This is a genomic window from Methylocaldum sp. (assembly GCF_039794385.1).
In the GTDB taxonomy this organism is placed as follows: Bacteria; Pseudomonadota; Gammaproteobacteria; order Methylococcales; family Methylococcaceae; genus Methylocaldum.
In genome coordinates this window covers 15029-29185 of the sequence record NZ_JBDIVO010000028.1, presented here as the reverse complement: position 1 = coordinate 29185, position 14157 = coordinate 15029, and the positions used below count along the sequence as shown (strand labels likewise).

Below are 14157 nucleotides of genomic sequence, written 5' to 3'. Positions count from 1 at the left end.
ACTTTCCCACATCCGAACATCAGGAACTGTGGAGTTATCTCCAGACTTTCGGTATATCGCGGGAACCCATGCGTCAATTACCCCAGGTAATCGCTATGTTGGCACCGTTTATCGGCGGCTCCTTAGGGGCTTCACTGGCCAATTTGGGGGGAGTGTCGGGGTGACGGCCTCGCATGACAAGCGATTTGGTTCAAGCGTTCCCTGCCGAACGTCTCCGGACAACAAAAAACCCGCCAAGCCTTGTGACTCGCGGGTTTTCCGGATTTCACCGAACGCCTTCGGTTTCTATGATTGGCGGAGAGAGAGGGATTCGAACCCTCGATACGGTTTTGCCGTATACACGATTTCCAGTCGTGCGCCTTCGACCACTCGGCCATCTCTCCGAAAACGCGGCATTTTAATTGAAAATCCGGCGGTTGTCAGCCTCCTCGATACTCAACCGACGTTATTCCCGGCCAAAAACATCCAGGTCTCGACCACGGTGTCCGGGTTGAGGGACAAGCTCTCGATGCCTTCGTCCAGCAGCCAGCGAGCGAGGTCGGGATGATCGGACGGCCCCTGTCCGCAGATTCCGATGTACTTGCCATGCTTGCGGCAGGCCTGAATGGCCTGGCGGATGAGCGCCTTGACCGCCGGGTTACGCTCGTCGAAGCCCCCCGCGACCAGCCCGGAGTCGCGGTCTATGCCCAGGGTGAGCTGGGTCAGATCGTTGGAACCGATGGAGAAGCCGTCGAAGATTTGCAGGAACTCGTCGGCCAGCAAGGGATTCGAGGGAATTTCGCACATCATGATCCATTTGAGCCCGTTCACCCCGCGCGGCAAGCCGAAGCGCTGGAGCAGCTCGGCGACTCCGCGCGCCTCGTCCAAAGTGCGCACGAAGGGAATCATGACCCAGACGTTCTCCAGCCCCATGTCCTCGCGCACCTTTTTCAAGGCGCGGCATTCCAGCTCGAAGCAGTCACGGAATGAGTCGTCCACATAACGCGAGGCGCCGCGGAAACCGATCATGGGATTTTCTTCGTTCGGCTCGTAGGCTTTACCGCCCAGAAGATTGGCGTACTCGTTGGTCTTGAAGTCCGAGGTCCTGACGATCACGGGCTTGGGCGCGAAGGCGGCGGCGATCATGGCGATGCCTTCGGCCAGCTTGTCGACATAAAAACTCACCGGATCGCGATAACCGGCGATGCGCTCGCGGATCGCCTGCTGCAACTCGGCCGGCTGGCGCTCGTATTCGAGCAAGGCTTTCGGATGAACACCGATGGTCCGCGCGATGACGAATTCGAGCCGGGCCAGGCCGACGCCGTCGTTCGGCAGCGCGGAAAAGGCGAAAGCGCGCTCCGGGTTGGCCACGTTCATCATGAGCTTGACCGGCAGCTTGGGCATCTCGTCCAAGTTGACCTTGCTGACTTCGTAGGGCAGTTCGCCCTGATAGATGTAACCGGTATCGCCTTCGGCGCAAGAGACGGTGACCATGGTATCGCGCTGGATCTTGCGGGTGGCGTCGCCGCAGCCGACGACCGCGGGAATGCCGAGCTCGCGGGCGATGATCGCCGCGTGGCAGGTCCGCCCGCCGCGATTGGTGACGATGGCGCTGGCTCTTTTCATGATCGGCTCCCAATCGGGATCGGTCATGTCGGTCACCAGCACGTCGCCCGGCTGCACCAGATCCATCTGCGACACGCTGGCGATGACTTTGGCGAGCCCATTGCCGATGCGGTGCCCAACGCTGCGGCCTTCGGCCAGCACCTTACCCTTCTGCTTGAGCCGATAGCGCTCCATCTCGCGCGTGACGCGGCTTTGCACCGTCTCCGGCCGGGCCTGGAGAATATAGAGGCGGCCGTCGAGTCCGTCCTTGGCCCATTCGATGTCCATGGGCCTCTTGTAATGCTGTTCGATGCGCACCGAGAGCCGCGCCAACTCTTCCGCTTCCTGATCGGTGACGGAAAACCGCTGCCGGTCCTCTTCGCGCGTGTCGACGGTGACCACGGATTTGGCGGGGTCGTAAATCATCTTGACGGCTTTCTTGCCGAGGCTGCGGCGCAGCACTGCCGATTTTCCGGCCGCGAGAGACGGCTTGTAGACGTAGAACTCGTCAGGATCGACCGCGCCCTGCACCACCATTTCGCCGAGGCCATAGCTCGAAGTCACGAAAACGGCATCGCGGAAACCCGATTCGGTATCCAGGGTGAAAATCACGCCGCTCGCGGCGAGATCGCTGCGCACCATCCGCTGCACGCCGGCGGACAATAATACCTTGCGGTGCTCGAAGCCTTGGTGCACGCGATAGGCGATGGCCCGGTCGTTGAAAAGCGAGGCAAAAACCTGCTTGACCGCCCGGAGCACGCCGTCCAGGCCTTGCACGTTGAGGTAGGTTTCCTGCTGCCCGGCGAACGACGCCGTCGGAAGATCTTCCGCCGTGGCAGAGGAGCGCACGGCCACGGAAAACTCCTTCGGGGACTCGCCGGCCAGTTGGCGGTAAGCTTCCGTGATGGCTTTTTCCAGTTCGGGGGTAAAAGGTGTGTTCATGATCCACTGGCGGATGGTGTCGCCCGCGCGCGCCAGCGCCGTGACGTTATCAACGTCGAGCCGGTCCAGTTCCGCCCAGATGCGTCGGTCGAGGCCGTTCTGAGCGAGAAAATCCCGATACGCTTCGGCCGTGGTGGCGAAACCGTCGGGTACCGTGACGCCCGCCTCGGAAAGCCGGCTGATCATTTCGCCGAGCGAGGCATTCTTGCCGCCTACGCGCCCCACATCGTCCATTCCCAAAGCATCGAACCAAACCACGTATTCGTTCATCGGACACCCCGTAATAGTTGCCGAGAGCTTGCGATGCGCCGCGGCCCTTTCACAAGCTTCCTGCGTTCGAATTCAGTATTCTATGGGAATCCACCCGGCATGGTAAGAAAAGCATGAAACGCACCGTCTTCTTCGTATCCGATCACACGGCCATCACCGCCGAGACCTTCGGACGGAGTCTCTTGAGCCAGTTCGAGACCGTCACGTTCGAACGCGTCACCCAGCCTTTCGTCGATTGCGAAGCCAAGGCGATAGACACGTGCCGGCGCATCGCCGACGCATTTGCCCGGGACGGACAAGCGCCGCTGGTGTTCAGTACGCTGACCGACGATCATCTTCGTCAAATATTGGAATGCAGCGAAGCCGTGGTATTCGATCTTTTCGAAGCCTTTCTCGATCGCATGGAAACGGCGCTCGGACAGCCGTCCGCCCAAGCGATCGGACGGGCCCACGGCTTGGGCAATGCGGCTCTGGGCCGGGGGCGCGTGGAAGCTCTGAGATTTGCCATCGATTGCGACGATGGCATCGGCGTCGACGCTTACGACAAAGCCGACATCATTCTCGTCGGGGTTTCACGCTCGGGAAAAACCCCGGCCAGCCTGTTTCTCGCCCTGCACTACGGCATCAAGGCCGCCAACTATCCCTTGACCGAGGAGGACCTGAATCTTTCCGGGCTGCCATCCAATCTACGGAAGCACCGCGAGCGGCTGTTCGGTCTGACCATGAATCCGGAACGCCTACATCAGCTCAGAGAAGAACGAAGACCCGGAAGCCGCTACGCCTCTCTCGAACAATGTCGAAATGAAATCCGCGCTGCGGACGGGCTGTTCCAAGCAGCGGGAATTCCTTACTTAGATACTTCGACCATGTCGGTGGAAGAAATCGCCGCCAACATACTTCACCGTGCTGGTCTGCAACGAATGCGGTGGTAAACGGGGCCAGGTCGCGGACTTACCTCCGGCACCATAGCCTCGGATCGGCGCGGCCGTATCGTTGATTATTACCCCGGCCTATAAACATAGGCCGGGGTAATCCGGGGCAGGGTTTCCTTAGCGCGGCGACAAGCCGCGCGAGCCCAAGCCTAAGCGTGTACCGGCCTGGGCGGCGGCCCGTAAATACCGGGAGGGTATTTACGGGCCTGATTAATAAACTGATCAGACCGAGTAACCATTCCGTGGCGGAAGCCGCAGTAAGCTATTTGGCTGCAAAGGAGGGCGAGAAACGATAACGGCACGGCACGATAACAGCTGCCGAACCCTCAACGCCCCAACTGCAAAGTATTCTGCTCGTCGACAGACCGCTCCGAATGCTGTACCGCCTGAGGAGCCTTCGGCTTCAAGGTCAGCTTGGCGATCCCGGTCCACGACGCCATGAACAGCAGCAAGCCCACCGAGGTGGCTATCAGACGATCCGGTTGCTTCATCCAGAATAGAATCCATTTCGGTTTAATCAGCCCGACGATAAAAATCAATATCGAGAGGGCCACTAGGCTCTTGAAAAAAATCAGCATAAAACTCTCCAACGATGTTTCGGTATGGCACCGGAATTTCCGGAAAAAATCTAGGGAAAACGGGCTTTTGACAGCATATGCGGGCAAAGCGTTCGGATTAAACAACAATTCATTCGATGAAACTAGACGACGGGATACGGCGCAGGACAACGACCGCCGCCGAGGCGCGCGCCGAAATCGGGCGGCCGCCTCCCTCCCAGATCCATCAATGGCGTTGCGCACGGTCGTCGGCAAATGATTGTCGACCTACGACTTATTCCGGCCTACATTTTCCTCGGCCGGGAACGGCTTTCCAGCCCGCTCTGCCGTACCGTGGCGGAAAGTTCATAAAATGAATGCGCTGTGGAACGAAGCGCCCTTCGACGGGGCTCAGGACAGGCATCGATCGCGAACGATGGACTTCGCACACTCAGCCCATCCTATAAGTTCTACATTTCGGGCGTACGAGGCGGCTTCCCGATCCATACCACTACGCCGTGGTGAAAAGCGCGCCGGCGGGGACCCCGCTTTCGTCCCCTCTCATCACGCACTGCGATCCGGCGATCTTCGAACCAAAGCTTCGCCGTCGAAGGTGATTCCAGGCCATCCGCACTGCATGAAGGTTCTGATGTTCTTGTGGCTTTCGCCGTTCGGGTTCGACAGCACTTCGACGTAATGCTCGCCGAACAGCGCCAGAGTCTCTTTCTCGGATAACCCGTGCAGCCGGCCGAAATAGAAAATCTTGCAGGAACCTTCGTTGCTCCCCGGTTCGTTGACCACCCGGTTATCAGCCAGACCGTTGGTAAAGCGGGTTGGCCGATAATCGTAATATTGCCCGATGACGTCGATGCTTTCTTTGAAGGCGACCGGCTGGCATTGCTTGATTTTGGCGATGAATGCTTCTAACGATGTAATCATGTCGGTGATAAAGAAAACGAACCTTATTGGATCACGTATGGAGGACCGTCACGTAGAGACCGCAGACGGTCGCAAATTCAGAGCTTAACGGGCGAGCATCGGCTCCAGCTTGTCCCAAACCTGGCGAAACAGGATCGCCTGAGCCTCGCGATTGGGATGCAGGCCGTCCGCCTGCATCAAATGGTCTTGACCGCCGACGCCTTCCAGAAGAAACGGCACGAACGCCGTATCGTGGGTCTCGGTGACCCGGTGGAAGACATTCCGAAAAAGGTCGGCGTAACGCTTGCCATAGTTCGGCGGTATCTTCATGCCGAGCAGCAATACCTCGGCACCGGCGGCCTTGGAGCGGACGGTCATTTCGCTCAGGTTGGCTTCCAGCTGCTTGGGCGAAAGCCCGCGCAAACCGTCGTTGGCGCCGAGTTCGAGTATCACCACGGTCGGCCGGTGCCGACGAAGAAGCTCGTCGATCCGGGCAAGGCCGCCGGCGCTCGTCTCGCCGGAAATACTGGCGTTCACGACCTCGGCGCCAAGCGGCCGCGCCGCCTCCTGCAACATAGCCACCCAGCCGTGGTCTATCTTTTCCAAACCATACCCGGCACTGATACTATCGCCGAGAACAAGAACGGTTTTTGCCTGACACAATCCCGGCAACACGAGGAAAATGAAGGATAACAACAGTTTTCGCATGACACAGGAGCAGATCGGTGCGTTGGAGGATATCGACGCGGAATTCGTCATTCGAACGGAGAATCTCGGCAAACACGTCACAACGGCGGACGGTCGGCTAGATATATTGACAGCAGTCGACCTCTCGATCAAACCGAGAGAAACCTTGGCCATCGTCGGCGCTTCGGGATCGGGCAAATCGACCTTGCTCGGCCTTCTGGCCGGCCTCGATCTACCTTCTTCGGGCCGCATCTGGCTCGCGGGATCCTGCCTCACCGATATGGACGAAGACGGCCGGGCGCGGCTCCGCAGCGAGTATGTCGGTTTCGTATTCCAGTCGTTCCAGCTTCTTCCCAATCTGACCGCACTGGAGAACGTCATGCTCCCCATGGAACTGGCCGGTGCCGGCGACGAGGCCCGGCTCCGCAGCCTTGCCATGCTCGAACGGGTCGGCCTGAGCCACCGGTTCAAGCATTATCCGCGGCAGCTCTCGGGGGGCGAACAGCAGCGCGTCGCGCTGGCGCGGGCTTTCGTCACCGAACCGAAAATTCTGTTCGCAGACGAGCCTACCGGCAATCTGGACAGCAATACCGGCCGGACCGTTATCGAATTGCTGTTCGAGCTGAACCGCGAGAAAGGCACCACGCTGGTTCTGGTCACCCACGACGAAACCCTGGCTTCCCGCTGCGAACGCTTGATCCGCCTGGATAGCGGCCGCATCGTGGGATATTCGGCGGAGAGTTGACCTACCGCAGCGTATTCCGGCGTATTTGTGCCGCCGACCATGCGGCGCGATACGGGAGTACTCTATCAGCCCATGGTAGGGTGGGTTAGGTGCGCCCCGACAACCTGTACTTACTGTTCGTAACGAAAGTCAAACCACATCGTCACCCCGGCATGGAAGGGGCCGACTAAAGGCCCGTTTGCGATTGGGACTGCCGGGGTCCAGGTTACAAGGACGTAGAGGGCAGGCCATCCTTGGCCTCTGGATTCCGGCACTCCCTGCCGGAATGACGGGTAATACTGGCATTGTTTTCTTTACTCACTGTAACTCACCGATTCAGGCGCGCACCGTAACCCACCGAAGCGAACGGCAAGGACACGGGGCGTTGTTTTGGCGGGTTACGGCGCACGCAGAACGCGGTGTTCAACATCCAGCCTATGCCGGAGTGCGCCTAATCCGCCCTACGAAATCTGTCGACAAAGGATTGTTGACCTACGGCTGCCTGCTGCCGAGCAAATCCAGCAAGACATCGATGTCCACCGGCTTGACCAGATGGTGGTCGAAGCCGGCTTCGCGCGAGCGCTGCCGGTCCTCTTCCTGGCCATAGCCGGAGATCGCGATCAAGCGCGTTCCCGTGAGCCGTGGATCTTCCCGCATGCGCCGAGCCACTTCATACCCGTCCATCTGCGGCATACCGATATCCAGCAGCACGACATCGGGCGCTCGCTCCCTGCCCCGGTCGAGCGCCTCTTTGCCGTCGTAGGCGACCTGAACCTGATACCCATACGCCCCGAGCAAGGTCGACAAGGAATCGGCCGAAGACACATTGTCGTCGACCACCAGGACATATTGATCGGCCGCGGACAAACCTGAATCTTGGACCTTCTCGCTGTGTTTCCGGCTGGACAAATGCGTTTTCATCCACGGCAAGCGGACCGTGAATTCGCTGCCCTGACCGGGGCCTTGGCTGGCCACCTCCACCCGGCCGTGATGGAGCTCCACCAGTTTCTTGACCAGCGACAGACCGATTCCCAAGCCGCCGCGTGAACGGGCCAGCGAGCGGTCTTCCTGGGTGAACGGCTCGAAAATCCGGGGCAAGAGTTCGGTGGAAATGCCGGTGCCGTTGTCGCGAACCCGCACCACGGCATCGTCGGCTTCGGTGTCGAGGACGACCTCGATCTCGCCTTCCACCTCGGTGAATTTGGCGGCGTTGTGAATCAGATTGCCGACGATCTGGACGCAACGCGTGCTATCGCCCTGCACCCAAACCGGCTCGGGCGGAACACGCACGTTCAGGCGATGCCGGCGATCCTCGAGCAGGGCCCGATTGGCTTCGACCGCTTGGGACACGACGGTCCTCAGATCGATCGTCGCCTGGTCCAATACGATCTTTCCCTGCGTGACCCTCGCCACGTCCAGCAGGTCGTCCAGAAGGTGGGCGAGATGCGCGGTCTGATCTTTGATCACCCGGCAGGCCCAGTCATACAGGTGCTGATGGCCCGAAGGCTTGCGTCGCATCAACTCGGTCGCATTGACGATGGCCGCCAGGGGATTGCGCAGTTCGTGCGCCAGCATGGCCATGAACTCGTCCTTGTGCCGGTCCGCATCGGCCAGTTCTTGCATGCGTTGCCGCAACTCGGCTTCCAGCCGCTTCCGTTCGGCGACCTCGGCCTCCAGTTGCCGATTCTCTTGCAGAGCGGCCGTCCGTTCCGAAACATTCTGTTCGAGCTGCCGGCGCGACTGATCCAAGGCCGTTCGCACCAGCAAGCGTTCGCTGATGTCGGTCAGCACCGTGCGGTAAAACACATAGTGCCGGCTATCCCGCATCGATGAGGTATGCATTTCCACCGGAAGATGCCAACCGCCCTTTCCGACTAGACGGAGCTCCGTGGTGAGGCTCCGCCGCTCGCATCGACTTTGCGAAAGATGATTCGAAAACTTTTTTTGATCTGCCTTGGCGATAAAGCGAACGAACGGAAGCCCGATTAGGGCCGGGCGCTCCCGTGCCAGCATGCCGGCGGCGGTCAGATTGATCTCCTTGATCACGCCGTGTTCATCCAAGGTCAAATAACCCGCCGGAGCGAAATCGAAAAGGTTTGCGTAGTGGTCGCGGGACTCCTCCAGCGCCTCCAGCGCCTCCTTCAGCTTCCGGTTTTCGGCTTCCAATTCCAGCGCGCGGACTTGAAACTCGTGTAGCGATTGACGCTCCTGCTGCGGAGTTTGCTCATCGACGTCCGTAGGTGCGGCCGGTTCAAGCTTATTGTCGAGCTCGGCTTCGGCATTCTCTCTCAGCGTGGTCTTGTCCGTATTGTTCGACATCGTGTCGTCTCCCCAGCATGCGCTTAAACTCCCCGAACCAGGCCTTGTCAACGAACCGGTACGTAGGATTAAAACTGTAACACAGGGACAACGAACGGGCGTGTCAAATCCACTGCGTTATCCCGTCGCGCAGCGGGAAAAGGTGTTATTCCCGGCCTGCCGATGCTGAAAAGACATACCCCGACTTTCACGGATTTACAAATACCGCCAAGCTGGCTATGGTGCTCGAGAATTGTACGCAAACGATGGGCAAGCCAGAGATCGCCATGGAGAACGTCGCCAGCGGATCGATGCCTTTCATAGTCAATGATTGCGCCCTATTGGCTATCGCGACCGGTAAACGGGCACAGAACCTTAAGGAACTGCGCGATCAGCTATTGGCTATTCATCCCGGGAGCATTTATTTTCACTTCTGGGGCAATCTGCTCCATCCCCGCTTCGACGAGCCCGAATACAGCAACGACTTCGCCGCCTGGTCCAGGCATGCTTTGCACGACAAGGTGCTCGCCGAGCGCCTGAGCGTCGTCGATCCCAACAGCTATGACACGCTCGACGAATTGCGCCAGGAGCTGATCGAGATCATCGAGCAGCGGCTGGATGAACGCGAGGTTCTGGCATGGGCGCAACCGGATCAGCAGTTCGAGTTTATTCGGGCGCTCACCGTCGTTTTTCGCACCGATCTCCAGTTTTTCACCCCGGAGAAGCTTGCCGCCCGGATCGGACAAATGTCGGTAAGCAGCATTTTCTATCACTTCATCGACGCCAAGCGGCGCAACGAGAACCGGCTGGATGACTTTCGGAACTGGCTGGAGTCTTTCGACGGACGCTATGAAAGCCTCTGTCAATGTCTGGCCAAGATCGATCCCTACTTTACCTCGCTGACCAGTCTCCGCGAAGAATTGGCGCGCGTGTTCTCCGGCTGCCTGTGCGAGGTGGGCCGTGGCTAATCTGTTGGAATCGTACGCCGAGGTCGTCGGTCAGGATGTCATCGATCAGCTGCATCAGCTCGCGGGAACGCTGCGGGACAAACGCGTGGTCCACGTCAACTCGACCCGGCTCGGCGGCGGCGTCGCGGAGATTCTGGAAAAGCACGTGCCGCTGATGCGGGAGCTCGGAATCGAAACCCACTGGGAAGTGATCACCGGCAATGCGGTGTTTTATCAATGCACCAAGAGTTTTCACAATGGTCTCCAGGGCAAAATGGTGAACATGCCCAACGACTGGCTGCGGAACTTCGAAGAGACCAACGCCTTTAACGCCGAACAGCTGCGCCCGATTCTAAGCGATGCCGACATCGTTTTCATTCACGATCCGCAGCCCGCTCCGCTGCTGAGATATATTCCCGAGCGCAAGGGCAAATGGATCTGGCGCTGCCATATCGATATCAATCGGCCGAACCGCGTAATCTGGCGTTATCTCCGCGGCTTCGTCGCCGGCTTTGACGCCAGCGTTTTCTCGCTCGCCGCGTTCGTGCAGCCCCTGCCCCACCCGCAATACCTGATTCCGCCCAGCATCGATCCCTTGAGCGACAAGAATGTCGATCTGCCGGAAGACGAGATCGACAGCGTCTGCGAGCGCTTCGGTATCGACCGGACGCGCCCCATCATCGTTCAGGTCTCTCGCTTCGACCAGTTCAAGGACCCGGTAGGCGTAATAGAAGCATACCGAATCGCCAAGCATTTCCTGCGGGACATTCAGCTGGTTCTGGCCGGAGGTTCCGCCACCGACGATCCCGAAGGAGACGCCGTTTTGGCCGAAGCGCGGCAGGCGGCGAACGGCGACTCCGATGTACATGTCCTGCTCCTTCCGCCCGACGCCCACCGCACCATCAATGCATTGCAGCGGGCTGCCGATCTGGTGGTGCAGAAATCGCTTCGCGAGGGCTTCGGCCTGACGGTCACCGAAGCCTTATGGAAGGGCAAACCGGTCATCGGCGGAGATACCGGCGGTATTCGGCTCCAGGTGATCGACCATCACACCGGCTTTTTGGTCAATACCCCGGAAGGCGCGGCCCTGCGCATCCGCTACCTGCTCCACGACCGGCACAAAATCGAGGAAATGGGCAATAAAGCGCGGGAGTTCGTACGCGAAAACTTCCTGATCACCCGCCACCTTCGGGAGTACCTCACTCTGATGGTGAGCGTGCTGCACGCCGCGGGAGAACGCATCGAGCTGGCGGGGGCGATTCGGGTTAGAGGGCAGTAATCGGTGGTGTTGGCCGGGAACGCAGAGCCCGGTTGAAGGACACAGCGTTTCCGGCGGCTGAGTTCGCTGTAGCAACCAATTCGATGGTAAGGAGTCGCTGACGCGACGGTTGTTTTGAATGTGGGTTTCACTCGGCCTATCCTTAGGCCTCGCCCTATCGGGCGGCGAAGCCGTGCAAACCGGCTGTCCTGCCGGTTTGTCGGACCCACAGCCGAGGTCCTTTTCGTTGCTTGTCCAAAGAAAAGGACCCAAAAGAAAGGACACCCGGATGGCGCGCTGATCCTGCGCGTCGACGCCTTGAGCCGGGGGCAACAAAAGGCACTTCCATGTGCCTTTGTTGCCGCGCGGCATCGTGCCGCGCCCCTTCGGGCGGTTCCGGCTCAAGGCGTCGATGCTCGGGCGCACCATACGGGGCAAAAAACGCCCACAGTCAATTTTTAAATTACTCTAACTCCCGTTTGCCGCGCCGAGCACCGCAGCTTTCGGCGGGAATAACCCGGAGGGGCGATTCATGGATGAATCGCGGCGATCAAGGGACAGGAGTCCCTTTGATCGCCTCCCGACGAAAGCGAGAAGCGGAGGAGACAAGCGGCAATCGGGTGGCCTTTTCTTTGGATACTTTCTTTTGGCCAAGCAAAAGAAAGTATCCCGACCGTGGGTTCGGAAACCCACATTCAAAACAACCGTCGCGTCAGCGACTCCTTATCGACTCGGTTGGCCAAGACAACAACTCAGCCGTTTGCCGGGAACGCTGCCGCCTATCCCAGCCTATTACCGGATAACTCGAAGGGAAACACCCAAATCGGAACGATGATTCGAAAACACTCAATGCCATTCGGCACGGAAATCACGGAAGACGGCGTGCGCTTCAGATTCTGGGCGCCGCAAACGAAGAGCGTGGACTTGATCCTCGGAACGGACGAGAGGGAGCGACGTTTGACTATGCAGCAGCGAGCCGACGGCTGGTTCGAGGTCATGACAACTGAAGCGGCGGCCGGCAGCCGTTACCGGTTTCGGCTGGACGATGGCCTCGCCGTTCCGGATCCCGCCTCGCGTTTCAATCCTTCGGACGTGCACGGCGCCAGCCAGGTGATCGATCCGGCCGGCTTCCGCTGGACCGATGAGGGCTGGGCCGGACGGCCTTGGGAAGAAGCCGTGATCTACGAACTGCACGTCGGCACCTTCACCCCGGAAGGAAGCTTTCGGGCACTGCAAGACAAGCTGGACTACCTGGCTTCGCTAGGCATCACGGCGATCGAGCTGATGCCGATCGCGGCTTTTCCCGGCCGCTGGAACTGGGGCTATGACGGCGTCCTGCCGTTCGCGCCGGATGCCAGCTACGGAACGCCGGACGATCTGAAGGAGTTCGTCCAGGCCGCTCATCACAAGGGCCTCATGGTATTCCTCGACGTGGTCTACAACCACTTCGGGCCGGAAGGCAATTACTTGTATGTCTACGGAAAACCGTTCTTCAGCGACCGGCACCATACGCCCTGGGGCAGCGCGATCAACTACGACGGCGAGAACTGTCGCACCGTGCGCGATTTTTTCATTCACAACGCCTTGTACTGGCTGGAGGAATATCACCTGGACGGACTGCGGCTGGATGCGGTTCACGCCATCATCGACGATTCGCGTCCGGATATTCTGGACGAGTTGGCGGAGCAGGTTCGCGCCGGCCCCGGAAGCTGCCGGCACGTCCATCTGGTACTGGAAAACGACGACAACGCCGCGCATTATCTCGCGCGCGAGGCCGACGGTTCGCCCCGGCGGTACGACGCGCAGTGGAACGACGACATGCATCATGCGTTGCACCTCTTGTTGACGGGCGAAACCGACGGCTATTACGCCGATTATGCCGACGCGCCCCTGAAACACTTGGGACGCGCCCTGACCGAAGGCTTCGCCTATCAAGGGGAAGCCTCGCCGTATCGCGACAACCGCCGGCGCGGCGAAATCAGCCGCGATCTTCCGCCCACCGCGTTCGTCCCCTTTCTGCAAAATCACGATCAGGTCGGCAACCGCGCATTCGGCGAGCGTCTCTCCGATCTGGTGGAAACCCGCCCACTCCGAGCGGCGGTGACGCTGTTGCTGTTGGCGCCTTCCCCGCCTTTGCTGTTCATGGGCGAGGAATTCGCCTGTCCGACGCCGTTCCAATATTTCTGCGACTTCGGACCGGAATTGGCCCAGGCGGTGACGGAAGGCCGACGCAACGAATTCGCCCGCTTCGGACGATTCGCCGCCCCGGAGCTCCGACAACGGATTCCCGATCCTTCCGCCCCCTCGACCTTCTTCAACTCGAAATTGGACTGGGCCGCACTGGAGATTCCGAAACATCGGGAATGGCAGTCGTTCTACCAATCCCTACTGGCGGTCCGCCGCGAGCAAATCGTCCCGCTTTTGAAACAAATAAGCGCCGGCCGCTCACACTTCAAGCTCTTCGGCGCACGAGGACTTTCGGTCGTCTGGCAACTGGATGACGGCGGCAGCTTGATCCTCTTATCCAATCTTGGGGAAGAACCGCTGTCGAACTTGGATCTTTCCTCGGATCCGGCATTAGCCGTCAGCGACCCGGACATTACCGACAGCTTACCTTCGGGCCGGATACCCGCCTGGTCAACGGCCTGGTTTCTCATGCGACCGGAGAGCGCGCTCTCCCTCATCCAGCCCTTCGGGCCACTTTCTCCAAGCCCCTCACCCACCCCTCTCCCAAGGAGTAAAGGTATCGACGCAACTCGTCACCCCGGCAGGGAAGGGTGGCTTCGGTGCTCCAATCGCAAACGGCCTGGCCGGGAGCGCCGGCCACGCCCTTCCCGAAGACACCGTTTGCGATTGGAGTGCCGGGGTCCAGAAGCCAAGGACGGCAACGGCCTCTCACATCCGTGTGTTCTGGATTCCGGCATCCAATCGCAAACGGTTGCTTTAGTCGCAACCCTTCCCTGCCGGAATGACGGCTTTGGAGACTTGTGTAGATACCTCTGCCCGAAGGGAGAAGGAAATAAGGCGCGGCTCTTGGCCGCACAGATTATTAGGTAAGGCT

The 14157-nt window shown here is 59.6% G+C and carries 10 protein-coding genes and 1 tRNA gene; 5 read left to right on the top strand and 6 right to left on the bottom strand.

What is annotated here, in order from left to right; all coding sequences use genetic code 11:
• Window positions 1-292: 292 nt before the first annotated feature.
• A tRNA-Ser gene (locus ABJK70_RS04610) sits at window positions 293-383 on the bottom strand.
• Between the two features lie 52 nt (window positions 384-435).
• Window positions 436-2796: a phosphoenolpyruvate synthase gene (gene ppsA / locus ABJK70_RS04605; RefSeq protein WP_086133109.1), complete on the bottom strand. Its 2361-nt coding sequence runs from the start codon at window positions 2794-2796 to the stop codon at window positions 436-438.
• Window positions 2797-2909: 113 nt separating this feature from the next.
• Between ppsA and ABJK70_RS04600 the strand changes: the two genes are divergently transcribed.
• Window positions 2910-3728, top strand: coding sequence for a pyruvate, water dikinase regulatory protein (locus tag ABJK70_RS04600; protein WP_347257463.1), 819 nt, complete (start codon window positions 2910-2912; stop codon window positions 3726-3728).
• Between the two features lie 326 nt (window positions 3729-4054).
• Here ABJK70_RS04600 and ABJK70_RS04595 read toward each other — a convergent pair whose 3' ends face one another.
• The 3 genes from ABJK70_RS04595 to ABJK70_RS04585 all read right to left on the bottom strand — a co-directional run bounded on the left by ABJK70_RS04595 (window position 4055) and on the right by ABJK70_RS04585 (window position 5890).
• Complete coding sequence (locus ABJK70_RS04595; protein ID WP_077729306.1) at window positions 4055-4306, bottom strand: hypothetical protein; 252 nt, start codon at window positions 4304-4306, stop codon at window positions 4055-4057.
• 522 nt (window positions 4307-4828) lie between these two features.
• Window positions 4829-5203 carry a HopJ type III effector protein gene (locus ABJK70_RS04590; protein ID WP_077729305.1) on the bottom strand — a complete coding sequence of 125 codons (375 nt, stop codon included), beginning with the start codon at window positions 5201-5203 and terminating at the stop codon, window positions 4829-4831.
• 84 nt (window positions 5204-5287) lie between these two features.
• Entirely contained in the window at window positions 5288-5890 is a 603-nt protein-coding gene (locus ABJK70_RS04585; protein ID WP_086133107.1) for an arylesterase, read from the bottom strand.
• Between ABJK70_RS04585 and ABJK70_RS04580 the strand changes: the two genes are divergently transcribed.
• Complete coding sequence (locus tag ABJK70_RS04580; protein ID WP_077729303.1) at window positions 5889-6614, top strand: ABC transporter ATP-binding protein; 726 nt, start codon at window positions 5889-5891, stop codon at window positions 6612-6614. The two genes, ABJK70_RS04585 and ABJK70_RS04580, sit on opposite strands and share 2 nt — an antisense overlap.
• Window positions 6615-7085: 471 nt before the next feature.
• On the opposite strand, the gene ABJK70_RS04575 is transcribed toward ABJK70_RS04580, so the two are convergent.
• On the bottom strand, window positions 7086-8912 hold the full coding sequence (locus ABJK70_RS04575) for an ATP-binding protein (RefSeq protein WP_347257462.1): 1827 nt from the start codon (window positions 8910-8912) through the stop codon (window positions 7086-7088).
• 245 nt (window positions 8913-9157) lie between these two features.
• On the opposite strand from ABJK70_RS04575, the gene ABJK70_RS04570 reads away from it, so the two are divergent.
• The 3 genes from ABJK70_RS04570 to treZ all read left to right on the top strand — a co-directional run bounded on the left by ABJK70_RS04570 (window position 9158) and on the right by treZ (window position 14153).
• Window positions 9158-9859, top strand: coding sequence for a DUF5752 family protein (locus tag ABJK70_RS04570; RefSeq protein WP_240502441.1), 702 nt, complete (start codon window positions 9158-9160; stop codon window positions 9857-9859).
• Entirely contained in the window at window positions 9852-11117 is a 1266-nt protein-coding gene (locus ABJK70_RS04565; protein WP_347257461.1) for a glycosyltransferase, read from the top strand. The genes ABJK70_RS04570 and ABJK70_RS04565 overlap by 8 nt, the downstream gene beginning before the upstream one ends.
• An 828-nt stretch (window positions 11118-11945) precedes the next feature.
• Window positions 11946-14153, top strand: coding sequence for a malto-oligosyltrehalose trehalohydrolase (gene treZ, locus ABJK70_RS04560; protein WP_347257460.1), 2208 nt, complete (start codon window positions 11946-11948; stop codon window positions 14151-14153).
• Window positions 14154-14157: the final 4 nt, after the last annotated feature.

Excerpts from the sequence above, each read along its gene's own strand:
- ppsA (WP_086133109.1), bottom strand. The coding sequence starts at position 2,796 with ATGAACGAATACGTGGTTTGGTTCGATGCTTTGGGAATGGACGATGTG.
- ABJK70_RS04600 (WP_347257463.1), top strand. The coding sequence starts at position 2,910 with ATGAAACGCACCGTCTTCTTCGTATCCGATCACACGGCCATCACCGCC.
- ABJK70_RS04595 (WP_077729306.1), bottom strand. The coding sequence starts at position 4,306 with ATGCTGATTTTTTTCAAGAGCCTAGTGGCCCTCTCGATATTGATTTTT.
- ABJK70_RS04590 (WP_077729305.1), bottom strand. The coding sequence starts at position 5,203 with ATGATTACATCGTTAGAAGCATTCATCGCCAAAATCAAGCAATGCCAG.
- ABJK70_RS04580 (WP_077729303.1), top strand. The coding sequence starts at position 5,889 with ATGACACAGGAGCAGATCGGTGCGTTGGAGGATATCGACGCGGAATTC.
- ABJK70_RS04585 (WP_086133107.1), bottom strand. The coding sequence starts at position 5,890 with ATGCGAAAACTGTTGTTATCCTTCATTTTCCTCGTGTTGCCGGGATTG.
- ABJK70_RS04575 (WP_347257462.1), bottom strand. The coding sequence starts at position 8,912 with ATGTCGAACAATACGGACAAGACCACGCTGAGAGAGAATGCCGAAGCC.
- ABJK70_RS04570 (WP_240502441.1), top strand. The coding sequence starts at position 9,158 with ATGGGCAAGCCAGAGATCGCCATGGAGAACGTCGCCAGCGGATCGATG.
- treZ (WP_347257460.1), top strand. The coding sequence starts at position 11,946 with ATGCCATTCGGCACGGAAATCACGGAAGACGGCGTGCGCTTCAGATTC.